Raw genomic sequence first — 25,224 nt, forward strand, 5'->3', positions numbered from 1 at the left:
AAATACCATCATAATCATCAAAATAAAAAGCCATCTTTTATAGATGACTTTATTTTTTGATGGTTATTTTAAATTTGCTGTCTTTATTGATTGAACTGCATTTATAATCTAGGATCTGCCGGATCTGACTCTAATGCTAGCACCCCTAATACGCATTCATGTACTCTTTCAATGGTCTCCTTTTGGACAAAACGGGAGATCCCCTCTATTCCTAGAGTAAATTCCTGTAATGCTAGCCTTTGCTTTTTCCCGACATTTCGTTCTTTTAGACGGGATAAATTATTTGGCAATAAATAATCCATTCCATATATAATATGCAAGTATGTTCTTCCTCTTACCTTAATCGCAGGCTGAAGAAGCTTCCCCTTATTTTCACTAATAAATTTATTCGGTTTAATGACAATTCCTTCGTGACCATCAGCAGTCATCTCTTCCCACCAATTAATCACATCGTTTTCATCAGCTTCGGTTTGAATCATTTTATATTCAGTTTGAACAAATAAACTTGATATAGTCGATAATACCTCATTCATTTTCATATGCCATTCGTGCGGATGATGAATAAGCATTTCGTTGCTGTGAGCGAGCAGATGAAAAGGTGCTATTTGTATATTTTCGATATCAAAGACTTCCCAGCAATACTTTTTATAGACCGTTTCAAACCGTTTTGCATTTCCAATTTTCGTTTCATTCTCGACTTGCCACTTCGCTAATATAGAATGCTCTATTTTACTTTCTTCTAATTGCCTCTTTATATAGAATCTACCTAACTTAGCATTTTTGGCAACATGCTCATATTGGTTGTTGATTAGTTCTTTTGCTTTTAAATTCCAAGGCATAATCTCTGCATCTAATAACAAGTAGTCGGTTTTATTTTTATTAAAGTATGCTGCTTTGTGTAAATCTTTATTTAATTTCTTTAATACTCTTTCTTCTGTCTCCTTATTAAAAAAAGGTCGGCCTGTTCTTGTATAGATGGTTCCTAAAGAATGGAGACCAGTGTATTTCATACTAGCAGCTTCATCTTTAAAAATAAATAAAATCGCTCTGCTGCCCATATGTTTCTTTTCAGCAATTAAGGTTTCAATTCCATTTTGCCTATAATAAGCAATGGCTTCTTCAGGATGTTCTAAAAAATCAGCCTTTTTGCTCGGTTTAGGAACCGGGCTCATAGTAGGCGGGATATATACTAATTGTTCCAAAGGTACAGCAGAGGTTGAAATAAGATCAATGGCCGGCTTGACATAATCTTCATGAATTTTAACCTTATCCATTCTTTCTGTTTGCACTGTATAACCTTTAATGTAGTTTGCGATATTAGGAGGATCCAGTCTTTTCTTTTCCCATTCAATTAGCGGGTTATTTTCAGTGCCTGCATAGTTATATAATGAAGGAACTGAAACTAGTTTTTTCTCTGGGAAGCGGAAAGAAGTGAGCCTCCCTCCAAAAACAACTCCCTGGTCAATGTTTATCGTATGATTTATTTGTAAAGGCTGTGGTTTCGGATCATGGCCCCATATAATGAGCTGGCCATTGCCGTGGTGAATAAACCAATCTTTTCTTATCGGTTTACCGCTTTCATCGAATCCATCTGTATCTCCGTACCTGCAAAAATCGCTAATTATTTTCGATTGTTTCCCAATAAATTCGTCTTTAATTCCCGCATGAGCACAAACTAATACAGGCAGGCTATTTTTAGTAAGTATATAGTGTGATGGCGCATTGAATAAGAACTCTTTTATTTTCCTTCTTTCATACTGTGCTGTTTCAGGATTTAAAATTGATAACCATCCATCTATTTCCTCGGCTGTCTTTTCATCGCCGTGGTTTAATTTTACATTACGGCCATCCAGCCACCTGGCGATTTTCCAGCCATGGTTGCTATCTATCATATAAGCTAAGCCTGCATCCACATGTTTCATCATAAAATGTATCGTCATTAAGGAGCTTGGCCCACGACTCATAATATCACCTAAGGATAGAAATTTTCTTCCCGAAGGATGAGTATACAAATCATCACCTTTTTTTTCATAACCTAATTTCTCTAGTAACGCAATCATTTCATTAAAGCACCCGTGAATATCACCGATGATGTCTATTCCTTGATCTGCTTCAATGTATAATGGATGTTTACCTCGTTCGATAAAAGCATGATCTAATGCTTCCTCATTTAAATAATATATTTTATTAAAGCCTTCTTTTTTAATGGTTCTTTTTTCTTTTTTAAATAGTTGAAATTGTTGTTTAATCCGTTTTTTCCCGCGCGGCTGATCGCGCTCGCTATCTCTTGTCAACAAAGTTTCTTCTGATATATCTAAAATAACCGCTGTTATGGGCACATGAAATTTTTGTGCGATTAAAATATATTTTTTTCGGTCCTCATCACGTAAATGAGTAGCATCAACAAATGTCGTTTTATTTAATCGGCATCTGGCTTCGATTGCCGCATCCATTAATTGAAAAGCTTCTGAAGATAATTGGTGATATTGTTGAAATAACACTTCAGATTCGTCTGGAGAGTGCTGTTGCCAATGGATAAAATCAGTATCTCCTACCATTTGACGATATTCATCTGAACTTGCAATTTCTGATTTAAGAATAGACCTTTCATCGACCATTTTCAGTAGAAAGGTAGACTTGCCGCTGTTGGATGGCCCGATTAACAATACGATTCCCGCGTTCGGTATTTTTATATTCACTTACTCTCCCTCCATTCTTTGAAAACAGCAAATTTGAGTAGGCGAGCCGAGTAAATCAACTTCTTCACCAATACCATCAATAAAGATGTTATATCGATATTGTTGGGCATACTCCTTGCACCAGGAATGAAACTCATCCGCAGTAAACTCAAAGCGATGATCAGCATGTCGCAAGGAATGGCCTAATGAATATTGCTCGTTATAGTCTTTATTTGGCGTTGTGATTATCAATAGTTTCGGTTTATAGTCAGAGAGAATCGTTTTCATCACTTTGGAAAGCCTTTCTAGCTCTATATGTTCAATAACCTCACAAAGGACCATCACATCTTTATTTTTTAATCGTTCATCAAAATAAAATAAGGAACCCCAAATGTTTTGCGGAACGATAAATGATTCGTCCTTGGAGGCTTCACTGAATCTTTTTACCGCCTTAAGACTCTCTCTTTCAGATGGTTCAACAGCAAGAATTTCTTGAACCCCATTAATAAAGCCTAGTTTAGTTGCTAATTTTCCTTCTCCACTCCCAAAATCAACAATTGATGATTTATATTTGTTCGTTTCAATCATTTCAACAATTCTTCTGTACCGTAAATCGTTTAAACGAGTTTTTCTTTTCGCCGCAGGCAATTGAGCTGGTTCTTTCTCAGCTTCTAATTGAGCGTAAACGTCTTTGAACCGCAACGATCGTTTAATGATGAATGGTTTTTGCGGATGATTATCTAACCATCCTTCACCATATCGTTCAAGCTTTTCTGCTTCTTTTTCATCAATATAATAGTGCTTATAATTATCAATCACTGGAATCAATATAAATAATTGCCTTAATCCTTTTTGCAAAGTGGTTTTCCCATTAATCGTTATATATTTAGGAGATTTATTAGAAAGCTCTTTATCTATTGTCATTGAAAATCCGAGCGGCTCGAATAGATTGACTAAATCTCCAGTTGATAATTCGCTGCTAACTGGACCAAATGAAAAAGTAAAATCGAAATCATGATTAACCCATTGTCTGTATTCTTCTTTTGGCTGTCCATTTAAAGCAGTCGCTAATGCGGAACGTATGAAAGATAAAAAGATACTGCTTACTGCAAATTCCCGATCATTAATATAGTGTGTAATATCATAAGCATCTGCCCCTGTGCGGGATAACGCAATGGAATCGGGTACAACGTAGATGGTCGCTTTCACATTCGTCTCATCAAAAGCTTGATAAAAAAATCGAACAAGATGACCTTTTATACTTCTTTCATATGGATTATCAGGGTTTTTTGCAAGTAAATATGATAATACTTGCACATTCTCCCCGGAAGCATGAATCGTTAATTGCATGTCATTCACCTAGTTTCAAAATTTACCAATATCATATCATAAAATTAAGCAGATGCACTTTGATTTTACACATCTAATTCATTTATGTATCAAATTTCTGTCAAATTTTTAAGACCTAACAATAATCTATCAAGAAACATGCTGTTTCTCAGATGTTCCTCTAGTTAAAAATATTAAAATCTAGTATCATAATATAATGATTATTTTTTGAAATGAGGAACTTAAACAATGAGTTTATTAACTGTAGATAAATTAAGCCATACTTTTGGAGACCGTACATTATTTAAAGATGTATCATTCAGGCTGCTTGCAGAGGATCATGTAGGATTGGTCGGTGCAAATGGGGTCGGCAAATCAACTTTAATGAATATTATTACTGGACAATTGATTCATGATTCAGGGCGTGTAGAATGGACGCCAAATGTCCATTACGGCTATTTAGATCAACACACTGTACTCACACCTGGGAAAACAATGCGCGATGCGTTGCGTGACGCCTTTCTTCCTTTATATGAAAAGGAGAATGAATTAAATGAAGTAACTGCAAAAATGGCAGAAGCCACACCTGAAGAGCTTGAAGTCCTTTTAGAACAAATGGGCGAAATTCAGGATGCATTGGATGCTGGCGGATTTTATTCTGTAGATTTAAAAATTGAAGATGCTGCCCGAGGACTAGGTCTGGATGCAATCGGCCTTGATCGTGATGTCGCTGCTTTAAGCGGTGGACAACGAACAAAGGTTTTGCTTGCCAAATTACTATTAGAACAGCCGCAGGTTCTTTTATTAGATGAGCCGACTAACTATCTCGATGTAGAACATATTGCATGGCTTTCAAACTATTTAAAAGAATATCCGCATGCATTTATTTTAATTTCCCATGATACAGAATTTATGAATGGCGTATCCAATACTATTTTTCACTTAGAGTTTTCGAAACTTACCCGCTATACAGCAAGCTATGACAAATTTTTAGAGCTTGCCGAGATTAATAAGAATCAGCACTTGCATGCATATGAGAAGCAGCAGGAATTTATTAAAAAGCAAGAAGACTTTATTGCCAAAAACAAAGCGCGTTATTCAACAACAGGACGGGCAAAAAGCCGGCAAAAACAATTGAACCGGATGGAAAGAATCGACCGTCCGGAAACGGCGATAAAGCCGACCTTCGAATTTAAAGAATCGCGTTCAAGCAGCCGCTACGTGTTTGAAGGTGAAGAATTTGAAATAGGCTATACGCACGCACTGCTTCCGAAACTCTCGATCACAATTGAAAAAGGCGATAAAATAGCCATTGTCGGCTGCAATGGTGTTGGAAAATCAACCCTATTAAAAACGATGCTAGGAAAAATAAAACCGATTAGTGGAAAAGTCGAACGTGGGGACTTCCTCTTCCCTTCCTACTTTGAGCAAGAAGTAAAAGCTGCCGATATTACCCCGATCGACGATGTATGGAATGAATTTCCGTCACTTGACCAACATCAAGTACGTGCAGCATTGGCACGCTGCGGCTTAAAAAACGAACATATCTCTCGTCCGTTAAGCCAATTAAGCGGTGGAGAACAAGCAAAAGTCCGCTTATGTAAATTAATGATGAATGAAAGCAACTGGCTATTATTCGATGAGCCGACAAACCACCTTGATATTACGGCGAAAGAAGAATTAAAACGGGCTATTAAGGCATATAAAGGAACAATCGTTCTAGTCTGCCATGAACCGGATTTCTATGAGGATTGGGTTACTAAAGTCTGGAATGTCGAAGAATGGTCTGAACAACTTAATAAGTAGTAAACATAATAAAAGGGAATCACTTTTAGTTTTAAGTGTTTCCCTTTTATTATTTGCAATCAAATGAGTTCATTTTATCCACGAATACATATATTGGTCATCTTCAATTGGCGCTGTATTTTTGACTACTTTCAATGGTTTAAACGTGTCAATCATTACAGCAAGCTCTAACGTTTCTTTTTTGCCAATACTTGCTTCCACTTTGCCAGGATGCGGCCCATGCGGAATGCCGCTTGGATGAAGTGTAATTGAACCCTCTTTTACACCTTTACGGCTCATAAAATTACCGTCAACATAATATAGCAGCTCATCGCTATTCACATTGCTATGGAAATATGGAGCCGGGATTGATTCTGGATGATAATCAAATAATCTCGGCACGAAAGAACATACCACGAATTGGTTCCCTTCAAAGGTTTGATGAACAGGAGGCGGCTGATGCACTCTTCCAGTAATCGGTTCAAAATCTTCAATATTGAAAACCCAAGGATATAAGTAGCCATCCCAGCCTTCCACATCTAATGGGTGATGATTAAGGATGTGGGAATGGAGACAGCCCCTTGTTTTCGTAATAACTTCAAATTCACCGCTATCATCATACGTTAGCAGTTTTTCGGGTCCGCGAATATCCCGCTCGCAAAATGGACTATGTTCCAGTAGCTGGCCATATTCATTACGATATCTGCGCGGTGTTGTTATTTGGCTGAAAGATTCTACAAATAGAACTTTCGTCGCTTCAGCACCATCAGGTATCACTCGATAAATGGTTCCAATCGGAATAATGACATAATCCCCAGGACGATACGATAGTGTCCCAAACATCGTTTCTATTTTTCCTGCTCCATAATGAATATAAAATAATTCGTCCCCATCACCATTGCGATAAAAGTTTTCCATGTCTTTCGTTATATTGGCAGTACCTATTAATAGATCATCATTGCCGAGCAAGTATTCCCTTGATTCAAGCGCATCTCCTTGTTTATTAATTTTATCTGTTTGTAATAAACGATGACGCAGTGAACCTTGTTCTTCATACTCAGGAAGGTAACTTCCTATAAATTCTGTCCGCATGACTTCAGTCGGCATATGATGATGATATAAAATTGATTGTGTTCCTGAGAAGCCTTTCGTCCCCATTACTTGTTCCCTAAAAAGCGTGCCATCTTTCTTTTTAAAAACGGTATGGCGTTTATGGGGAATATTCCCCAATTGCCGATAGTACATCAAAGCCACCTCACTCTTTTGAAATCTTATTTTTTAGCGAACCTAGTCCTGTAATCTCCAACTCGACCTCATCTTCAGGCTGCAGCCATCCATGAACATCCTGACCTAGCTCAAGAATACAGCCTGTTCCCACAGTCCCTGAACCAATCATATCCCCAGGATAGAGAACTACTTCTTCAGATGCTCTTTCAATCATTTCTCCAAATGAATAATAGATATCTTTCGCATTGCCTCTGGACAATAGCCTACCATTTACTTTCGCTGTCATCTGAAGTTGATAACGGTTTTTCACTCTATATTTTTGCAGCTCATCTACCGTTACAATATATGGCCCAATGGATGTCGCAAAATCTTTGCCTTTCGCCGGCCCAAGACCGACTCTCATTTCCTGTCTTTGAATATCTCTTGCACTCCAATCATTTAAGATACAATAGCCAAAAATATAATCATCATCTTCCTCAGCTGTTATATTCTTGCCCTCTTTCCCGATTACCGCACAAATTTCCAATTCATAGTCAAGCCACTCGCATTTCTTCGGTCTAGGTATATCATCATTCGGCCCCATCATATTCTGGTGATTCGAATAATAAAAAACCGGAATCTCATACCATTCTGGAATCATGTCAAGTCCGCGGTTCTCCCGCGCTGTTTTTACATGCTCCTCGAAAGCATAAAAATCACGAAAGCTTTTAGGATTTGGTAAAGGAGCCTTTAAATCCACTTCCGACAGAGAATATACACCTTTCTCTGGATTTTTTAACATCTTAATCATTTCCATGTAATCACGATTTTTTTCAATCAATTCAAGCATCGTTTTAGGCAGCAATCCACCGCTAGCTTCGTGCATATCAATTGCGAAACTGTCTTCCTTTATCCAGCCTGCCGCCAGAGAGCCATCCTTTTTTTGAAAGGTTATGAATTTCATCACATCACCTCATTTCCAACTATTTCACACCAGATTCTTACTCATTTGGAGAAGATGGTTGAGTTGGTCTTGCCATCTCAAAGATATCAGTCATTGGCTTAGTAAAAATACTCCCTGCCATACGGCCGATTGGTTTTAACTTTTCAGCATTGATTTTTCCATTCTCATAAAGGGTATCATCAACATGAATATGCTCGACCTTGCCAATAACAAGACTTCCTGAGCCAGCATTATCGCCAAAATGAAGAACTTCGTGGAGCTTGCATTCTAAATGGACCAATGATTGCTGCACTCTTGGTGGCTTTACAGTGATACTCTTACTCTTTGTCAGCCCTGATTCATCCAGCTCATCTACGCTGGATGAATAATTAGCAGCACATATATTCATCTGCTCGGCCATCTCTTCGTTGACAATATTAATGACAAATTCTTTTGTGGCTTCGATATTTGCAAGTGTATCCTTTTTCGCTCCAGTCCCATTTCTCATTGGAGAAAAGCAAATAAGCATTGGGTCTGCACAAATTGCAGTAAAAAAGCTGAAAGGCGCCGCGTTGACAATGCCGCTGGAATCAACCGTTGTTACAAACGCAATCGGTCGCGGTAGAATCGATCCCACCAGCAATTTATAATTTTCCTTCCACTTTTGGTTTTCAGGAGTGATTTCCACTTTTATCCCCCCAATAATAGGTGCTTTTATTGCTTTTGGAATAAGGTAGGTTGGTACTCTTTTGTTTTTCAGTTTAAAAAGAGGGAATTGGATTTCCCTCTTTTTTAGAAAACTAATCCTCTACCTTATAAATTTCCGCGTCTTTCCTGTTCTCTTTCGATTGATTCAAACAGTGCTTTGAAATTACCTTCGCCAAATCCTCTTGCCCCTTTACGCTGAATAATCTCAAGGAATAAGGTTGGTCTGTCTACGACAGGCTTTGTAAAAATTTGCAGCAAATACCCTTCATCATCTCTATCTACTAAAATGCTTAATTCTCTAAGCTTCTCAATGTCTTCGTCTATTTCACCAATTCTCTCAGCAAGCATGTCATAATAGCTTGCTGGTGTATTTAAAAACTCTACACCATTTTTCTTTAGTATCGAAACAGTACTCACAATATCTTCAGTTAAAATGGCTAGATGCTGCACGCCAGGCCCGTTATAAAATTCCAAATATTCTTCTATTTGTGATTTTCGCTTTCCTTCAGCTGGTTCATTAATCGGAAACTTAATTCTGCCGCCATTATGCATCACTTTGGACATTAATGCTGAATATTCAGTCGTGATATCTTTATCTGTAAAATGCTTCATTTCCTTAAAGCCCATAACATTTGCATAATAATTAACCCACTCTTCCATTCGCTCTACATTGCCGACAACATGGTCAATCCCAATGAAGCCTGCATCTTCAAATGCAATTTCAGTATCATATGCTTGAAAACCTGGCATAAATGGACCGCTATACTGCTTCCTTTCAACAAGTGTATGGATTGTGTCACCGTATGTACCGATAACAGCTTTTTTAACAACACCATGTTCATCCTTTATTTCAAATGGAGGCTGGATTGCAATGGCCCCTCTTTCAACAGCTGCACTATAAGCGTCTTCAACATTATCAACCGCTAAAGCGATATCTTTTACTCCATCACCATGTTTTTTGACAAAGGAGCTGATTCTTGTTTCCTCTTTTAAGGAACCGGTTATCACCAGTCGGATTTTTTTCTGCTGAAGAACATAGGAAACGGTTTCTCTATTTCCGGTTTCAAGCCCTGAGTAGGCAACCGGCTTGAATCCGAAGGCGGAACAGAAATAATAGCTTGATTGTTTAGCATTACCTGTATAAATTTCTAAGTAATCAACTTCTTTGACAGGGAAAAAATCTTCAACCTTTTCTTTTCTTGATACCATTTTTTCTTTCATATAATTCCCTCCATATCACTTTTATAATATTCGGAATAAATAATATACGAAACAGCCAATATGCTCAAGAGTATAAGTTAAAGCTATAATGCACTTATGCAGTAAAGTAACCTATTAAACTTTCTGCTTTTCATTTAAACGAGTGGAAACGACATGTATCGCTTGATCTCGCAATGCTTCAGCAGCTTCCATAAGCGCTTCATTCATACTTGGGTGGGGATAGAGAGGAAAAATTATATCCTCATCTCTTGCAGCCATTTCAAGTGCCGTAACACCTGTTGAAATCATCTCGACAGCCCCTTCGCCTATCATATGGATACCAAGTAGGACATGATTTTGTTTATCCTTTATTACTTTGACAAAACCATGTTTTTTCCCTAAAATAGCGGCGAACCCGCTTCCGGAAAGCGAAAATTGCCCTATTTCGACTTGATATCCGCTTTGAATGGCTTGTTGCTCAGTTAAGCCCACACTTGCTAAAGGCGGTCTCGTATGGGCAACGATTGGAAGGAAGCGAAGGTCAATTTCTGACCGAATTCCAGTTGCCGCCTCTGCTGCAACTTTCCCTTGTTTTATTGCCTTTATGGCCAGACTGGGGCCTTCTGTAACATCTCCAATTGCGAAAATATGCGAAAGCGATGTTCTGCATTCTTCATTAACGATAATGCAGTTTGATTCATTCGTAATGATACCGATCCGCTCCAAGCCAAGATCCTTTGTATTAGGTGAAGGTTTTACGGCTGTAAAAAGATGCGTAGCTTCCAATTCGAGTGTCCGATCATTCAAATAATAGTTAACTGTAATTAATTCACGATTATTATTTACTTTAGAAATCTTTGCATTGGTTATTAATTTTATTTTATGTCTCTTTAAATTCTTCCTCAATTCACGATTGATTGATAAATCGTATGGAAAGTCGGCTTCCTCCATTAACATTGTCACTTGTGTGCCTAATGCCTCGTAGGCCATTGCTATTTCGATAGAAAGATAGTCATTTCCATATACAATTAGTTTATTAGGAAATGTTTCAAGGCTTGTTATCGAATAGCTGTCATGTATCCTGATATAGTCTGGTGTAATTCCTTCGATTTTTGATGGGGTGCTTCCAGTTGCGATTATGGCATGATTAAAGCGATACACTTCATATTGCTCTCCGCTTTCCACCCCCACTTTATTATTAGTTAAAAAATAAGCGGAGCCTTTAATCACCTCAATTTTATTGGATTTGCATAAAGCGGATATCCCTTGCTTCAAAGTTTCAATTGTTTTCTTTTTATATTCCTGAAGCTTATCAAAATGAAATAACAGTTGACTATACTCTATACCAAAAACGGTGTTCTCCTTTGAATTTACATAGCTGCTTGCAGCGGCTGTCAATATTTTAGAAGGAATGCAGCCTTTATTTAAACATACTCCTCCAAGTTCTTCTTTTTCAAAAAGTGTCACTTTCCGGCCTAATTGCGATGCGCGAATTGCAGCTTGATATCCCCCCGCACCTCCGCCAATAATAATTAAATCCCGTTCATGGGCGATTTCGCCAACTACCATCTATACCATCTCCAGAATGAGCATTTTCGGATCATTAATCAGTTGAGCGAAGCGATTTGTAAAACGAACAGCACTTGCTCCGTCAGCTACTCTATGGTCAAATGACATTGAAAGATTCATAATCGACCTAATAATAATTTGATCATTATCGGCAACCACCGGCATTTTTTTTGTTTTGTGAAAAGAGACTAAGGCAACTTGAGGGTGCTGAATAATTGGCGTAGCCCCGAAGCTTCCGCCTAACGGACCAACATTACTAATTGTAAATGTTCCACCTGTTATGTCCTTCACACTTAATTTATTTTCTTTTGCCTTTTTCGATAAATCCTTCATTTCCACATGGATGGACTGGATTGACTTGTTTTCTATATTTCGCAGAACAGGTACAATCAGTCCTTCTTCCATATCAATGGCTATGCCAAAATGATGTTCTTTGTTTTTAATAATTATTTCCTTCTCTATATCTAATTGAGCATTAAATATCGGATATTCCTTCAGGCAAATAGACAAAGCTTTAAGAAAGAACGCAGTAGCAGAAATATCCCGACCGATTTCTTTTAAATTCTGTTTAAACTGAAGAAGGTCAGTTACATCAATTTCTTCAAAATGTGTACAATGAGGAATTGTTTGAACAGAATGCATCATGTTATTGGCGATTTGTTTTCTTCTTCCTCTAAATGGAATCGTATCGTCTTGTTGTTCATTTATTAATGGGGATGGCTCCTGCTGCTTTTCTGCAAAAAGGCTAGAATTGATTGATTGCGTTTTTGATTGTTCCAAATAGCGATAAATATCTTCATCGATGATGCGTCCTGATAAACCTGTTCCTTTAATATTCTCAATTTCAACTCCATTTTCCCTTGCTATTTTTCTAGTGTAAGGTGCAGCTAATATTCTTTTCAGATGATTTTGGTGGGTGTCATGCTGTGAGGGAGGCAGTGAGATTAATCGCTCTTTTTGATTCTCGGAATCGGAATGATTTTGGATAAACAATAATGTTGTGCCAACAGGAACTGTTTGGCCCTGTTTAACGTTAAATTCCCCAATTATACCAGCTATGGGTGAAGGTATTTCTGCAGTCATCTTATCTGTTTGCACTTCTACAATTGGCGTGTCTGCTTTAACAACATCTCCGGGCTTGACTAGAAAGCTGACAATTTCTGCTTCTGTCATCCCTTCTCCTATATCATGAAGTTTTACTTCCATAGCTTCCCTCCTAAAATTTCATCACTTTTTCAATCCCATACAAAATCCTTTCCGGTGTAGGCAGATAATGATCTTCAAAACCGAAATAAGGTACGGGTACATCAAATCCTGTAACTCTTTCAACAGGCGCCTTTTGGTATAAAAAAGAAGTATCGTTAATAATCGCGATGATATCATTGCCCAAGCCTCCAGTTGCATGCGCCTCATGGACGACAACTGTTCTCCCGGTTTTTTGCACAGATTCCGCAATCATATCTTTATCAATCGGAAAAAGGGAGCGCAGGTCTATAACATCGCATTTTATCCCTTTGCTTTTCGCTACCTCTGCGGCCCTTAATGTTTCCGGGATCATCGCACCCCAGGCAATAAGCGTGACATCTTCACCTTCCAAAAGCTTGTTTGCTTTACCGATTTCAACGGTGTATTTACCATCCGGCACTTCCCCCTTTAGCGATCGGTATAATCTCATTGGTTCTAAATAAAGCACAGGATCGGGATCTTCAATCGCAGCAATCAGCAGCCCTTTCGCATCATAAGGATTCGATGGGCAGACCACTTTAATTCCCGGCATGTGAGTAAACACTGCTTCTGTACTATCGCAATGGATTTCAGGCGCTCTTACGCCCGCCCCATACGGCGCCCTGATAACCATTGGGACTGTAAAATGCCCCATCGTTCTCATTCTTAGCCGGCTTGCATGGGTGACAATTTGTTCATATGCAGGATAGATAAAGCCAAGAAATTGGATCTCAATAACTGGCAAAAACCCATTGACTGCCATACCAATACCAGCTCCTACAAAACCAGCTTCACTTAAAGGGGTATCTATTACACGCTTTTCACCATATTTTTCCTGAAGTTTATCCGTTGCTCTAAATACCCCGCCGTTTTTACCTATATCTTCGCCTAAAAGGATGACTTCCTGCTTTTCGTTCATCATCGTATCAAGACCGTCTGTAATTGCTTGAACAAGCGTCAATGTCTTTACATCAACTGAAGTTTTCACGACCGCTCACCTCCAATGAAATCAAGGTAATTCTTCTTTTGCTTTTCAATTTGCCATGTAGGTTTAGCAAACACATGATCAAATATATCAGCAGGATTTGCTTGAGGAAAAGCCTCCATTTCAAGAACCGCTGCTTCTACTTCAGCGACTGCGCCTTCTTTCACTTCTTCTACCCAGCTTTCGTCATATAGTCCTTCATTCTTTAGCCATCTCTCCACTCTCAAAATAGGGTCAGCTTCTTCCCTTCGTCGGACGTTTTCCCCTTGATCACGATATCTTCCTGGGTCATCAGAAGTAGTATGCGCTCCGTATCTCCAAGTAACGGCTTCAATCAAAGTAGGTCCTTCGCCGTTTCTTGCTTTTTCTAATGCAGCTAATGTTTCAAAATATGAACTAAACACATCGTTTCCATCAATCCGAATTCCTGGAATATCATAAGCAAGAGATTTTTGCGCAATCGTTTTCGAATTCATCTGCTTACTCATTGGTACAGATATAGCATAATGATTATTTTGATTAAAGAAAATGACTGGAGCGCGAAGAACACTGGCAAAATTTATCCCTTCATGAAAATCTCCTTCTGATGTTGCTCCATCACCGAAATAGGCAATGCTTGCGGCGCTTGTGCCTTTTTGTTTTTCGGCAAAAGCTGCCCCTGCAGCATGGGGGATTTGTGTCGCAATCGGAATGCCTGGCGGAAAAATCCTTTTCCCCACCGGAGGAACACATCCTTCATTTCGTCCGTTCCAAAACAATAAAACTCTCATTAATGAATGGCCAAACACGATTGCTGCACCATGATCCCGGTAGGTTGGGAACATCCAGTCTCCATCATTAAGCGCCATTGCACTACCTACTTGGGCACCTTCTTGACCTTCAAAGGGCGCATATGTGCCAATCCTTCCCTGCCTTTGTAAACTTAGTGCTTTACGGTCAAAAGTACGTATTCTAATCATTTGTTTAAAAAATTCTTTTGCTAGTTCAGCCGTTATCCTTTCTTTATATTCTGGCAGTACAATCTTTCCATTCGTATCAACGATTTGTTTCATTGGAAATTGGCTCTCCATCCTCTCACCCTTTCCGATTCATTTAATTTATGATGTTGACCTAACCCCTTATGTCCCATTTTGGTCGCTTCATATGAGAGAAAAAACTGTTGCGCCGAGTTCTTGCTTCGATGCGGCTTTCACAAAATTGATTAGCCGCCTCTACAGTTGTAATGCCATGATATTCCGCAAATTCGAATATATTTAAAATTGAAGTGTAAATGGCTTTCGTCTTTTGCATGACTCTTTCTTTGTTCGGCGTGTAGAGCTCGTCAGCAACTTGGATTAACCCGCCGGAATTCACAATATAATCTGGCGCATACAATATGCCGCGATCTTTAAGTGCTTTGCCATGATGAATGTCCAATAACTGATTATTAGCAGAACCAGCAACTGCCTGAACTTGTAACAGACTGATTGATTCATCATTGAGAATTCCACCCATCGCACATGGAACAAAAACATCTGCATGTGCGGAGTAAATTTCATAGCTGTCTAACACCTTTATCGCAGACCCAAGTTTTTTTGCTTTTATGTGAAGCTGCTCAATTGCCTCTGTATTTATATCAGAGACATAAAGGTCACCGCCTTCTTCAAGCAAGCGTTCAGCCACTTTCATTCCAACCTTGCCAAGCCCTTGAATAGCGTAACTTCTCCCGGCTAATTGATCAGAGCCTGTTAATGCTTTATTTGTCGCCTGCAGTCCATATATCACCCCCTGAGCTGTCGGAACAGATGAATCACCGCTGCCTCCGTACACCTCATCTACACCAACAATGCAATTCGTCTCTTTCAATGCATGTATAAAATCCTCTGGACTTGTTCCCATATCTGTCCCTGTATAAAACCTTCCATGCAAAGATTCTACATATTGTCCAAATGCACGAAATAACTCTGGTGATTTATCCTTGATTGGATCTCCAATAATCACCGCCTTGCCGCCGCCGAAATCCACATCAGCTGCCGCACATTTATATGTCATCCCTTTTGAAAGGCGCAAGCAATCTTCGAGTGCATCATCAATTCTTTTATATGGAAACATCCTGCATCCACCTAGTGCTGGTCCCAGTCTTGTACTATGAATCGCAATGATTGCCCGCAACCCAGTTCCTTCATCATTACAAAAAATAACTTGTTCATGTTCATTTATTTTGTGAAAAATTTCCTCCATTCTCATTCCTCCCTAATTTGATAGCGCTTTCATTTATATAAGTTAAGCGTTAAGCTAAAGTATCTACCAACAGTTTTTGCTATTTTAAGATTTTCTGTAGCCAGCTTCGCCAGGCTCACTTTCCAAAGCTATTAAAATTAAACTTGTTCCTTCCCTTTATCGAGTAGATTAGAAATCTTACTTTTGGGCATAACTGCTTGTGTCACAGTTCCTTCTCCTATTAGTCTATTTTTTTCATAAACTGTCACATTCGTATGTATGATTAATTTTTTTATTTTCGTTATTCGCGCTGTGATTGTCAACTCGGCGCCATTTATTGCAGCTCCTGCGTGTCTGGCGGAAACATCAATGCCCATCCCTTCTTCATGGCTCTCAAGATAAGGCAGTATAATTTCCCTTGATGCCCATTCCATGTGGTAAATCATCGATACTGTTGAATAAGCTGGATGAACAATATGTCCGCCAAATTGGGCAAACATTTCTGGTGTCACTTGAACCTTCATCACCGCTTGCAGCCCTTCCTCCAGACCAAGTTTCATCGATACACCACCTTACAATATTTATATGACGATTATTTAACGTTATAATATCATTTCGTTAAATAAAAAGTCAATAAATAACAAAATATTATGAATAATATTTAAAATAAAAAATAAGAGGATTAACTAGAAAATCTAATTAATCCAGAAATCATTTCCTTATGTGAGCAGCGCTCTGTCATTTGTCATTTTCGCCCCTCTTATACGCTGAAATTCGTTTAGCAGCTGTTCAATTGTCAACTTTTTCTTTTGCTCTTCATCAACAGTTAAAATAATTTGTCCTTTATCCATCATAATCAGTCTATTTCCAAGATCTAATGCCTGTTGCATATTATGCGTAACCATTAATGTTGTTAGGTTATATTTTTTAACAATCTCTTTTGTTAAATTTGTAATCAGCTCAGCTCTTGCAGGGTCTAAAGCTGCAGTATGCTCGTCTAATAATAGAATAGACGGTTCTGTAAAAGTGGCCATTAATAATGACAGTGCCTGCCTTTCTCCACCTGATAATAGCCCAACCTTTGCATTTAATCGATTTTCCAGACCTAAATGGAGCGATTCCAGGACTTCACGAAACATCTCTTTCCGCTGTCTTGTTACACCTTTTCTCAGCGTCCGATTCTTGTTTCTTGAGTAAGCCATTGCAAGATTCTCTTCAATGGTCATAGATGGCGAAGTTCCAGCCATTGGATCTTGAAAAACACGGCCAATCATTTTTGCCCGCCTATATTCTGATAGCAAGCTAATATTTTTATTATCTAAATAGATTGCTCCTATATCTGGAAGCATCACTCCGGAAATAATATTCATTAAAGTTGATTTTCCTGCGCCATTACTTCCTATAACGGTAATAAAATCACCTTTTTTCATCGTTAAATCGATGGAATCAAGCGCTGTTTTTTCATCAGGGGTTCCTTCATTGAACACTTTATGGATTTGATTTAATTGAAGCATCAGACTCCCCCTTTATATATTCTGAGGCTTTAACACTGGCAATCCTCTTTGCTTTCCGCTTATTTTCTCTTGATTTATGAATGATTTTAGGCAAAATGAGGGCAATTATTACAATTGTGGCAGTGATAAGTTTCATATCACCGGGTTCAAGGAACTCCACTCTCAATGCCAAAGTAACAACGATTCGATATATAATGGCACCGCCAATGACAGCCAGCGTTGTTCTAGCAATTGTTTTTGTCCCAAAAATAGCTTCTCCGATGATGACTGATGCAAGACCAATGATAATCATCCCAATTCCCATGCCAACATCAGCAAATCCGCCCTGCTGGGCAATAAGAGCTCCTGAAAAAGCGACCATCGCATTCGCTAAACCTAATCCCAAAATTACCAAAAAATTTGTATTAGCTGATAAGCTTCTGATCATTCTTTTATTATCACCGGTGGCACGCAATGCCAACCCAATCTCTGTTTGTAAAAATCTATCCGTTAATAATTTAATCGCGAATGTTACAATAATCATAAATATTAAAATGCCCCATGTTCTAGGTAAACTATCACCAAGTCCAACAGCAGTTAAAAGGCTGTTAAATATATTGTCTAGCCCTGTTTTATCCCATGCATCTCTTACATGAGATAATGCTGTTTCTGTGTTAAGCAAAGGGACATTCGATTTGCCCATAATCCTTAAGTTAATAGAATACAAGGCAATCATCATTAAAATTCCAGAAAGCAAGGCATTAATCTTTCCAAATGTATGAAGGATACCTGTTAGACAGCCAGCAATAAAACCTGCTACTAAAGCAAGAAGAGTAGCTATAAACGGGTTAGCGCCGCTGACAATCATCATCGCAGCAACCGCTGCACCTGTAACGAAACTGCCATCGACAGTCAAATCAGGGAAATCAAGGACCCTGAAGGATAAATAAACACCAAGCGCCATGATCGCATATATAATCCCAGATTCAAATGCACCAAAAATTGCTGTAGTCACTGCGAACCACATCCTCTACTTTTCTTCATAAAATTCCGCGTTTTCTCCCCACTCTTCCTTCACTTCAACCCCTTGATCTTCTGCAGCTTTTTTATTAATTATTAGACTAAGACTGCCTGGGAGCTCTACAGGGATTTCTGCTGGCGTTTTGTTACCCTTTAATATTTCAGCTGCCATTTTCCCAGTTTGGTAGCCAATATCGTAATAATTAAATCCGCTGGCCGCTACCGCACCTCGTTTCATTGAATCAAGCTCACCAGCAAACAGAGGGATTTTGTTACTATTAGCAACAGAAATAACTGATTCGAGAGCGGAAACAACTGTGTTATCAGTTGGAACATAAATCGCATCCACACGCCCTACTAGAGATTCAACGGCCTGCTTTACTTCTGCTGAGGTTGAAATGGATGCCTCTACGATTTTCGCTGATTTTGAATCAGCCAATTTTTTCACTTCGTCCACCTGGACTTCGGAATTTTGTTCACCAGCATTATAAATCACACCAATATTTTTTGCCCCTATGCTATCAATGATAAAATTAAAGGTCGTTGCAGTAGCATCTGGATGGTAGTCTGTAGTGCCTGTTATGTTTTCACCTGGTTTTTCAAATGCTTCTACTAATCCTGAGCCAATCGGATCAGTAACGGATGTAAACAAAATTGGGATATCCTTTGTTGCATTTAAGGCGCTGACTGCACTTGGTGTAGCATTAGCAAAAATCAGATCCACCTTATCACCGACAAAGTTATTTGCTATTGTTTGCGTATTGTTCATATCAGCTTGAGCATTTTGCTTATCATATTCAATATTATCTCCTTCTTTAAATCCTTCATCCTCCAGTGCTTTAATAAACCCTTCAGATGCAGCATCTAATGAAGGATGTTCTGCAAACTGAGTCAAGCCAATCTTAAAAACTTTCTTTTCATCTTTCGTTTTTGATGTCTCGTTCGCAGTTTCCTGGCCGCAGCCACTTAAAGCGATAATGCCGAAAGCAATCATGCTAAAAAATAATTTAATTGAATTATTCATTATGAATCTCCCTTCTTTTAGAAATCGCTTTTTAAACAGAAAAACTGATACAAAACAATTCTTTTAACTATCAATAAAACTAAAAACATTATGCAGTCTCTTATTATGTAAGGGCTTTCAAAAAATATGATATCAAATAACAATATCGTAAATATAACGTTATATTAGCACCACACGAATTAAATTGTCAATAATATTTAAAAAATTTAATATATTTAGATAAGTTAGATTTAACGTATATAAAAGCCACCCCTCCAGTGTTATTAGGAAAGATGGCAATTTGCTAGTTGACCATATATGGATGATTTAAAATATCATAATTTTCATCCTTTCGTTTCATTTCATTTCCAGCAATAAATACACTTTCAAAAAATCTCGATGCCGGCTTAGCAAGTTCCTTATAATAAACGCTGAATAGTGAAGCCGCATGTCCCCCCAGCCATTTCTCTGGCAGCAATTCTTCGGGCAGCCCTGGATCAACAAATAGGAACTTCCTATATTCATGCACTAGTTTCGTTCTCTCAACGAAGCATTCTGCATCACTTTTAGCACCTTTTTGAATCTTATTTTTATCAATAATATATTTCTCGCTATATTGAGTAATAAATTGTTGATATTTGTCATTAATTTCTTGGAGATTCCAGCTCTTTTCGACCAATTGAAGATTTTGATGAGGACCTTTATATTCAGCAATAAAGAAATCCACATAATTTTCAATATCGTACTTTTCAATCAAGTTATTAACCTGTGATTGAAGATCATTTGGTGATATCCACATACTGTTGGACATCGAACCGAAGCCGCTCCAAACGAGTTCTTTCCTTAGCTCATCCCGAACATGGCGAATATCTTCAGGAATATTGTACATTAATATTCTCCATTTTCCGTCCCAGTTCTCTGGCATTAATTTAAAAATCCGTTTTCCGGCTTCATCAATTCGGTTCTGCCCTCGTTGCGTTAAAGAATAGTAGCTTTTATTTCCGACTTTTTCGGACTGAACCCATCCTTGTTTATTCATTCTTGATATCGCTGCTCTAACAGACTGATCATTATGACCAAATTCGCTTAAAAGACTTATTAAACTCCCAATCCAAATTTTACTGCCATAATGTGAAATATAATCTCCATATAAGGTAAAAATCATAGATCTAGTATTCATTTTTCAACCTTCCTCATTTCAATAGTTAAATAAATCGTGCAAATAACGTCATATACTTATTTTACTATAATTATAAGACCCGCGAAAACTATTTTTTCAGAATAGTAAAATAATGACTGAAATGAGTGTTGTTCAAGCTCCTAATATAGAATCATCAAGCTTTTATCTCCCTTGAAAACTCGGTTTCCTTTTTTCGATGAATGCTTTTACTCCTTCTTTATGATCAGAGGTCATGCCTGCAATCCGCTGAGATTGCGCATCCTTTTCTAGGCTGTCTGCAAAGGTTATATTCCAACTGGATTTCAAATTCTTCTTAATTAAAGATATCGCAGTTGTTGGCAAAGCAGCTAATCTCTCTGCAAAGGAAGCAACTTCCTCTTGCCAAATGTTATCATTGAAAACCTTAGTGGCTAAACCAAGTTCCTCAGCTTGAGAGGAGTTAATTTTCTCGCCTAGAATCGCAAGCTCCAATGCTTTTGCATGTCCGATTAGCTTAGGCAAGAAATAGAGATTCCCCGCATCTGGTACAAGTCCGACGTGAATAAATGACTCTACAAAACTCGCCTTTTCAGACAGTAGACGGAAATCACATGCTAGCGCAAGGCTCATACCGGCACCTGCCGCTACACCATTAACAGCCGCAATTACAGGTTTATCACAATGATGTATTTCCAGAACCATAGGATTATATAAATCTCTTAATACTTTTCCATGATCCATATCTTCATTAACTCCGGTCAAATCCTGACCTGAACAGAAGGCACGCCCTTCTCCAGTAATAACAATGCATCTAACTTGATCGTTTTTACCCGCGGCTTTTACAGATTGCAATATTTCCTTATTCATTTGTGCAGTAATTGCATTTAATTTATCAGGACGGCTTAACTTAATCCATGCAACCTGATTAGTTACTTCAACTTTAATCGTTTCATACATATAAAATGCCCCCTTATCTTCCTTTAAAATCAGGGTTTCGTTTCTCTATAAAGGCACGCATCCCTTCTTTCTGGTCCTCTGATGAGAAAAGGAGATAGAAATTTTTCCGTTCAAAATGCATGCCTTCTTCCAATGGTGTATCAACTGCTTTTAAGACGGCTTCTTTAATGAAACGGATGGAAAGCGGTGCCTGGGATGCAATCATCCCCCCTGCTTTAAGCGCTTCTTCTATAAGTATTTCTTTTGCGAATATAGAATTAATGATGCCAAATTGAAGAGCCTCGTTAGCTGTGATTCTTTTGCCCGTAAATAACCATTCCATTGCTTTTGTTTTGCCAACTAGTTTTGTTAAGCGCTGCGTTCCGCCTGCACCGGGCATCACACCAAGATTGACCTCAGGAAAACCGAAAGTAGCATCATCAGCCGCGAAAATGAGATCACAGCATAATGCCAATTCAAAGCCCCCGCCAAGTGCAAATCCTTGGACGACCGCTATGATTGGTTTTTTTATTGATGCAATCCTGTCCCAATTCTTGAATTGATTTAATAATTCAAAATCAATCGGACCATCAGCTGACATTTCTTCAATATCTGCACCTGCAGCAAATGCACGGCCATTCCCACTCAGTATGATTACTCTAATAGATTCATCTTGATCGAAAGATTCCATAGCAGAAAGAATTTCAACCACCATTGTGCGATTAAGAGCATTTAATACGTCCGGACGGTTAAGTGCGATCATACCTATTCTTCCTTCAATCGAAGTTTGAATATATTCATAGTTATTAATCATTTACTTCCTCGCCAATCATAAGAGTTAGCAAATCTCCAGCAAATTTCATCGCATCCTTGCCCGACGCTTTCCCTTCATCTGTTCTCATAGCCTTTTGCAGTGCCTCATGACTTTCATAATACATTTCACACATTAAATAATATTTTCCTTCTCCACCCATCGGACTGCCGACAATTTTCGTTACGACCATTTTTTGCAGCCCAGGAATCTTAGCTGTTATCGGGGCATGTGTGCCATAATAATGCTCATCAAAAGCCTCCTTATTTTCTGGGTGTTTATAAAGAGCAATTAATTTAACCATTTTTCACAACTTCCCTTCATTATTATTTATTTTTTATTGGCAGTCCCTTTTAAACTTCCGGGATGGCAATAAGATGTTTTTTACATCAGTGTTGAAATCGGTTTCATCGCTTCGAACGGGTTTTTGCATGATTTACAGTACAGAATACTTCTACATGCAGTAGGGCCAAAAAGATTTTCGATTGCCGTGTATTGAGACCCGCAATATGGACATGATACCTCCCAATCGCCTGACTCGCTCAATTGTGCAGGAGGTGGAGCGATACCAAAGCTTTTTAGCTGTTCTCTTCCTCTTTCAGTAATTCGATTGGAAGTCCATGGCGGTGTATGAATAAATTGAATGTCAATATGATGATACAAATGCAAACTAATAATCTGTTTTTTTACGTTTTCACTGATGATGTCTAGTGCCGGGCACCCCATAAAGGTCGGCAAAAGCTCAATAATTAAGCGGTTTTCCTCTTCTTTAATCGTTTCCACCATACCTAGGTCAACTATTGAAATGGAGTCGATTTCAGGGTCTTTGACTTTATGAAGCGCCTTTAATATCATTTCTTCATTCATTCTCATTCACCCTTTTCATTACCAGCTCGCTGTTGTATCCATATAATAAACTTCTGAAAGTACAGCTAAAGCTTCTTCTAAGTCCTTTGTATGCACGCCTTCACGTCCACTTGCTGCTGCAGGCTTTAATTTCTCCGGGATTGAAAGATGAACAGCCTCAAAAACGGGAGTGAGAAAATGCTTCCACCTTTGTAATAGTTTATCTTCTGCCTCGATTAAACCAGCTTTAACTATGTCATCCCCATTCGGTCCATAACATAATAAACTATCAACATCATCCCAAACCCTTTGTACTGCCTTTTCCATCCTCCCTCTAGAATCACTGTTAGATTGCATTAATTGCAAAAACCACGTTTTCCAATGAAGCAGATGATAATAGATTTCCATCCTTACTTTTACTGCAACATCTGCTAATGGCTGATAAGAAGAAGTTTTTAGTGAATCCATACGAACCTTTTTAAACTGAGTATAAAAGTAGTGTCTGACAACAGTATATGCCCAGTCAAATTCATGTTTGCCCAAATAATGGCCAGGGCCATTAACTCGCTCTAACAACACTCCATTTTTTCGCTCATTCGTTTTCCTGCTATGCGAGAGGTCATCTACATCCCCTTCTCCTAAATCTTCCAATAATTGATAGAACATAGCAGCATGACCCATCATGTCTTGATTAATTGAAGAAAAAGCAACATCTTCTTCAATATGTGGTGCAAGACCGAGCCATTCTGATCCTCTATAAGCAAGAATGAAATCATCGTCAGCCAGCTGATACAATAGCTCAACTAACGCTGTACGATACATGGATTCTTCTGGCGGAAAATCAATCTTTTTCACCTTTTTTCTCGCCTCCCCATGATAATATTTCTTTTTCATCAAGCATGTTTTGTTCATACTTTCGCCACTTCTTCTTTAAATAACCATATCCTTTTGCATTGCGATAATCTTTGTTGTCAAGTCGTGCAAGAGTATCCTTTTCTTCATAAGTCATTTTTCTAATATCCGTCCGTTTCACAATCCATATATCTGCCACCGGTTCTCTGCGCATAAAGTTTTCCTGCGCCATGACGAAGGCAAGTTCTTGATTCGGCGCAAGAAGCGAGAATTGATATTGCAGCGGAGTGGAATCTGTTCTTTTACTAAACACTTCAAACTCTTGATAAAAACCTCCAGCACTCAAATGCTTCCCTCCTTTACCTTACCTATTGACTAAGGGCGTCACGGACCCAAGCATTTATGCTATGCGAATGAATGCGGAGCTGTAAGCGCTCCTGCGATTTTGGCCCTTTGTTGCGAATGATGTCCTTGAACTTACTCCAATCGGGCTGACGATAAACCCACAAGCCTTGCTCTTTGTCAAAATACATCGTTTCATCAGGTATCGTTAAACCTAGTGATTTAACTCTTGGAATATATTTTGAGAAAAAATCTTGACGAAGATCTTCATTTGTTTTTGACCTAATTTTATACTTAATCGTTGTATCCTGTTTTGAAGATCCAGTTGTAGAAGCGTCTGCCGGGCCAAAAAACATTAAAAGTGATTCCCACCATCTGTTTACAGCCTCTTGAACCATTGTCTTTTGAGCTTCTGTACCTTCTGCCAAGGCCATAATAATGGCCTCTCCATGCTGTGCATGGAAAACTTCCTCTGCACAAATTCTTTTTAATGCCCGCGCATATGGACCATAAGAAGCATGAAGCATGTTTGTTTGTGAAATAATGGCTGCTCCATCAACAAGCCAGCCAATTAAACCAGCATCACCCCAAGTTGGTGCCTCCATATGAAACACATTGTGAAACTTTAATCTGCCGCTAAATAAATCCTGCATAATATCTTCTCTTGTCTTTCCAGTTGGCTTCATCAAATCCTCCGTCACACGCAGCAGCAGCTGCCCATGTCCCATCTCATCTTGAACCTTTGCCATAATACCAAGTTTTCTTTTGATCGAAGGGGCTCTTGGTACCCACTCTTTTTCAGGCAAAGCACCCATGATTTCGCTAATCCCATGCATAGATATTAATTTGATTAGCGTGTAACGATAATCATCAGGCATCCAATCATCCGCTTCAATTTTTTCACCTGATTCAATCTTCTTCATAAAGCGCTTGTAA

General features: G+C 38.6%; 24 protein-coding genes. 1 reads left to right on the plus strand and 23 read right to left on the minus strand.

Annotated features, from left to right (window positions below; translation table 11 throughout):
• Positions 1-101 precede the first annotated feature (101 nt).
• Together CWS20_RS08830 and CWS20_RS08835 are read right to left on the minus strand one after the other, a co-directional pair.
• Positions 102-2,699, minus strand: a complete 2,598-nt coding sequence (locus CWS20_RS08830; protein WP_066198078.1) for a polynucleotide kinase-phosphatase — start codon at positions 2,697-2,699, stop codon at positions 102-104.
• A complete protein-coding gene (locus CWS20_RS08835) occupies positions 2,700-4,028 on the minus strand; it encodes a methyltransferase domain-containing protein (protein ID WP_066198075.1) in 1,329 nt (442 codons plus the stop codon). It abuts the gene before it with no gap.
• A gap of 228 nt (positions 4,029-4,256) precedes the next feature.
• Here CWS20_RS08835 and CWS20_RS08840 point away from each other — a divergent pair, with 228 nt between their 5' ends.
• On the plus strand, positions 4,257-5,813 hold the full coding sequence (locus CWS20_RS08840; RefSeq protein ID WP_066198072.1) for an ABC-F family ATP-binding cassette domain-containing protein: 1,557 nt from the start codon (positions 4,257-4,259) through the stop codon (positions 5,811-5,813).
• 69 nt (positions 5,814-5,882) lie between these two features.
• Here CWS20_RS08840 and CWS20_RS08845 read toward each other — a convergent pair whose 3' ends face one another.
• The 21 genes from CWS20_RS08845 to paaA form a co-directional block, all read right to left on the minus strand.
• The gene (locus CWS20_RS08845) at positions 5,883-7,037 is read right to left on the minus strand and encodes a homogentisate 1,2-dioxygenase (RefSeq protein ID WP_066198069.1); all 1,155 of its coding nucleotides are present in this window, start codon (positions 7,035-7,037) and stop codon (positions 5,883-5,885) included.
• A gap of 10 nt (positions 7,038-7,047) precedes the next feature.
• Complete coding sequence (locus tag CWS20_RS08850; protein WP_066198066.1) at positions 7,048-7,962, minus strand: fumarylacetoacetate hydrolase family protein; 915 nt, start codon at positions 7,960-7,962, stop codon at positions 7,048-7,050.
• A 37-nt stretch (positions 7,963-7,999) separates the two neighbouring features.
• Positions 8,000-8,629 (minus strand): flavin reductase family protein, encoded by a 630-nt coding sequence (locus tag CWS20_RS08855; RefSeq protein WP_066198064.1) that lies wholly within the window; start codon positions 8,627-8,629, stop codon positions 8,000-8,002.
• Between the two features lie 125 nt (positions 8,630-8,754).
• On the minus strand, positions 8,755-9,870 hold the full coding sequence (gene hppD / locus CWS20_RS08860; RefSeq protein ID WP_066198061.1) for a 4-hydroxyphenylpyruvate dioxygenase: 1,116 nt from the start codon (positions 9,868-9,870) through the stop codon (positions 8,755-8,757).
• A 114-nt stretch (positions 9,871-9,984) separates the two neighbouring features.
• Positions 9,985-11,418: a dihydrolipoyl dehydrogenase gene (lpdA, locus tag CWS20_RS08865; RefSeq protein WP_066198058.1), complete on the minus strand. Its 1,434-nt coding sequence runs from the start codon at positions 11,416-11,418 to the stop codon at positions 9,985-9,987.
• Positions 11,419-12,624 (minus strand): dihydrolipoamide acetyltransferase family protein, encoded by a 1,206-nt coding sequence (locus CWS20_RS08870; protein WP_066198055.1) that lies wholly within the window; start codon positions 12,622-12,624, stop codon positions 11,419-11,421.
• A gap of 10 nt (positions 12,625-12,634) precedes the next feature.
• The gene (locus CWS20_RS08875) at positions 12,635-13,630 is read right to left on the minus strand and encodes an alpha-ketoacid dehydrogenase subunit beta (protein WP_066198053.1); all 996 of its coding nucleotides are present in this window, start codon (positions 13,628-13,630) and stop codon (positions 12,635-12,637) included.
• Positions 13,627-14,697 (minus strand): pyruvate dehydrogenase (acetyl-transferring) E1 component subunit alpha, encoded by a 1,071-nt coding sequence (gene pdhA, locus CWS20_RS08880; RefSeq protein ID WP_066198048.1) that lies wholly within the window; start codon positions 14,695-14,697, stop codon positions 13,627-13,629. The genes CWS20_RS08875 and pdhA overlap by 4 nt, the downstream gene beginning before the upstream one ends.
• A gap of 40 nt (positions 14,698-14,737) precedes the next feature.
• Entirely contained in the window at positions 14,738-15,847 is a 1,110-nt protein-coding gene (locus CWS20_RS08885) for a Leu/Phe/Val dehydrogenase (protein WP_066198046.1), read from the minus strand.
• A 137-nt stretch (positions 15,848-15,984) separates the two neighbouring features.
• A complete protein-coding gene (locus tag CWS20_RS08890; protein ID WP_066198044.1) occupies positions 15,985-16,386 on the minus strand; it encodes a thioesterase family protein in 402 nt (133 codons plus the stop codon).
• A gap of 159 nt (positions 16,387-16,545) precedes the next feature.
• Positions 16,546-17,340 (minus strand): ABC transporter ATP-binding protein, encoded by a 795-nt coding sequence (locus CWS20_RS08895; protein ID WP_066198041.1) that lies wholly within the window; start codon positions 17,338-17,340, stop codon positions 16,546-16,548.
• Positions 17,315-18,334 carry an ABC transporter permease gene (locus CWS20_RS08900; protein WP_066198038.1) on the minus strand — a complete coding sequence of 340 codons (1,020 nt, stop codon included), beginning with the start codon at positions 18,332-18,334 and terminating at the stop codon, positions 17,315-17,317. The genes CWS20_RS08895 and CWS20_RS08900 overlap by 26 nt, the downstream gene beginning before the upstream one ends.
• 15 nt (positions 18,335-18,349) lie before the next feature.
• Complete coding sequence (locus tag CWS20_RS08905) at positions 18,350-19,363, minus strand: ABC transporter substrate-binding protein (RefSeq protein WP_066198035.1); 1,014 nt, start codon at positions 19,361-19,363, stop codon at positions 18,350-18,352.
• Between the two features lie 283 nt (positions 19,364-19,646).
• Complete coding sequence (gene paaX / locus CWS20_RS08910; RefSeq protein ID WP_066198032.1) at positions 19,647-20,522, minus strand: phenylacetic acid degradation operon negative regulatory protein PaaX; 876 nt, start codon at positions 20,520-20,522, stop codon at positions 19,647-19,649.
• Between the two features lie 162 nt (positions 20,523-20,684).
• Positions 20,685-21,458, minus strand: coding sequence for an enoyl-CoA hydratase-related protein (locus CWS20_RS08915; RefSeq protein WP_066198028.1), 774 nt, complete (start codon positions 21,456-21,458; stop codon positions 20,685-20,687).
• A gap of 13 nt (positions 21,459-21,471) precedes the next feature.
• On the minus strand, positions 21,472-22,251 hold the full coding sequence (locus CWS20_RS08920; protein ID WP_066198025.1) for an enoyl-CoA hydratase-related protein: 780 nt from the start codon (positions 22,249-22,251) through the stop codon (positions 21,472-21,474).
• Positions 22,244-22,552: an EthD family reductase gene (locus CWS20_RS08925; protein WP_066198023.1), complete on the minus strand. Its 309-nt coding sequence runs from the start codon at positions 22,550-22,552 to the stop codon at positions 22,244-22,246. The genes CWS20_RS08920 and CWS20_RS08925 overlap by 8 nt, the downstream gene beginning before the upstream one ends.
• A gap of 80 nt (positions 22,553-22,632) precedes the next feature.
• Positions 22,633-23,115, minus strand: a complete 483-nt coding sequence (gene paaD / locus CWS20_RS08930; protein WP_101226269.1) for a 1,2-phenylacetyl-CoA epoxidase subunit PaaD — start codon at positions 23,113-23,115, stop codon at positions 22,633-22,635.
• Positions 23,116-23,133: 18 nt separating this feature from the next.
• Positions 23,134-23,916: a 1,2-phenylacetyl-CoA epoxidase subunit PaaC gene (paaC, locus tag CWS20_RS08935; protein WP_066201619.1), complete on the minus strand. Its 783-nt coding sequence runs from the start codon at positions 23,914-23,916 to the stop codon at positions 23,134-23,136.
• A gap of 19 nt (positions 23,917-23,935) precedes the next feature.
• Positions 23,936-24,292, minus strand: a complete 357-nt coding sequence (paaB, locus tag CWS20_RS08940; protein WP_066198019.1) for a 1,2-phenylacetyl-CoA epoxidase subunit PaaB — start codon at positions 24,290-24,292, stop codon at positions 23,936-23,938.
• A 22-nt stretch (positions 24,293-24,314) separates the two neighbouring features.
• Positions 24,315-25,211 (minus strand): 1,2-phenylacetyl-CoA epoxidase subunit PaaA, encoded by an 897-nt coding sequence (paaA, locus tag CWS20_RS08945; protein WP_066201616.1) that lies wholly within the window; start codon positions 25,209-25,211, stop codon positions 24,315-24,317.
• Positions 25,212-25,224: the final 13 nt, after the last annotated feature.

The organism is Cytobacillus horneckiae, assembly GCF_002835735.1.
Classification (GTDB): domain Bacteria; phylum Bacillota; class Bacilli; order Bacillales; family Cytobacillaceae; genus Cytobacillus; species Cytobacillus horneckiae.

What these genes read in the sequence shown, in the direction of transcription:
- CWS20_RS08835 (WP_066198075.1), bottom strand. Translation starts at nt 4,028, where the DNA reads ATGCAATTAACGATTCATGCTTCCGGGGAGAATGTGCAAGTATTATCA.
- CWS20_RS08840 (WP_066198072.1), top strand. Translation starts at nt 4,257, where the DNA reads ATGAGTTTATTAACTGTAGATAAATTAAGCCATACTTTTGGAGACCGT.
- CWS20_RS08845 (WP_066198069.1), bottom strand. Translation starts at nt 7,037, where the DNA reads ATGTACTATCGGCAATTGGGGAATATTCCCCATAAACGCCATACCGTT.
- CWS20_RS08850 (WP_066198066.1), bottom strand. Translation starts at nt 7,962, where the DNA reads ATGAAATTCATAACCTTTCAAAAAAAGGATGGCTCTCTGGCGGCAGGC.
- hppD (WP_066198061.1), bottom strand. Translation starts at nt 9,870, where the DNA reads ATGAAAGAAAAAATGGTATCAAGAAAAGAAAAGGTTGAAGATTTTTTC.
- lpdA (WP_066198058.1), bottom strand. Translation starts at nt 11,418, where the DNA reads ATGGTAGTTGGCGAAATCGCCCATGAACGGGATTTAATTATTATTGGC.
- CWS20_RS08870 (WP_066198055.1), bottom strand. Translation starts at nt 12,624, where the DNA reads ATGGAAGTAAAACTTCATGATATAGGAGAAGGGATGACAGAAGCAGAA.
- pdhA (WP_066198048.1), bottom strand. Translation starts at nt 14,697, where the DNA reads ATGGAGAGCCAATTTCCAATGAAACAAATCGTTGATACGAATGGAAAG.
- CWS20_RS08885 (WP_066198046.1), bottom strand. Translation starts at nt 15,847, where the DNA reads ATGGAGGAAATTTTTCACAAAATAAATGAACATGAACAAGTTATTTTT.
- CWS20_RS08890 (WP_066198044.1), bottom strand. Translation starts at nt 16,386, where the DNA reads ATGAAACTTGGTCTGGAGGAAGGGCTGCAAGCGGTGATGAAGGTTCAA.
- CWS20_RS08895 (WP_066198041.1), bottom strand. Translation starts at nt 17,340, where the DNA reads ATGCTTCAATTAAATCAAATCCATAAAGTGTTCAATGAAGGAACCCCT.
- CWS20_RS08905 (WP_066198035.1), bottom strand. Translation starts at nt 19,363, where the DNA reads ATGAATAATTCAATTAAATTATTTTTTAGCATGATTGCTTTCGGCATT.
- paaX (WP_066198032.1), bottom strand. Translation starts at nt 20,522, where the DNA reads ATGAATACTAGATCTATGATTTTTACCTTATATGGAGATTATATTTCA.
- CWS20_RS08915 (WP_066198028.1), bottom strand. Translation starts at nt 21,458, where the DNA reads ATGTATGAAACGATTAAAGTTGAAGTAACTAATCAGGTTGCATGGATT.
- CWS20_RS08920 (WP_066198025.1), bottom strand. Translation starts at nt 22,251, where the DNA reads ATGATTAATAACTATGAATATATTCAAACTTCGATTGAAGGAAGAATA.
- CWS20_RS08925 (WP_066198023.1), bottom strand. Translation starts at nt 22,552, where the DNA reads ATGGTTAAATTAATTGCTCTTTATAAACACCCAGAAAATAAGGAGGCT.
- paaD (WP_101226269.1), bottom strand. Translation starts at nt 23,115, where the DNA reads ATGAATGAAGAAATGATATTAAAGGCGCTTCATAAAGTCAAAGACCCT.
- paaC (WP_066201619.1), bottom strand. Translation starts at nt 23,916, where the DNA reads ATGTATCGTACAGCGTTAGTTGAGCTATTGTATCAGCTGGCTGACGAT.
- paaA (WP_066201616.1), bottom strand. Translation starts at nt 25,211, where the DNA reads ATGAAGAAGATTGAATCAGGTGAAAAAATTGAAGCGGATGATTGGATG.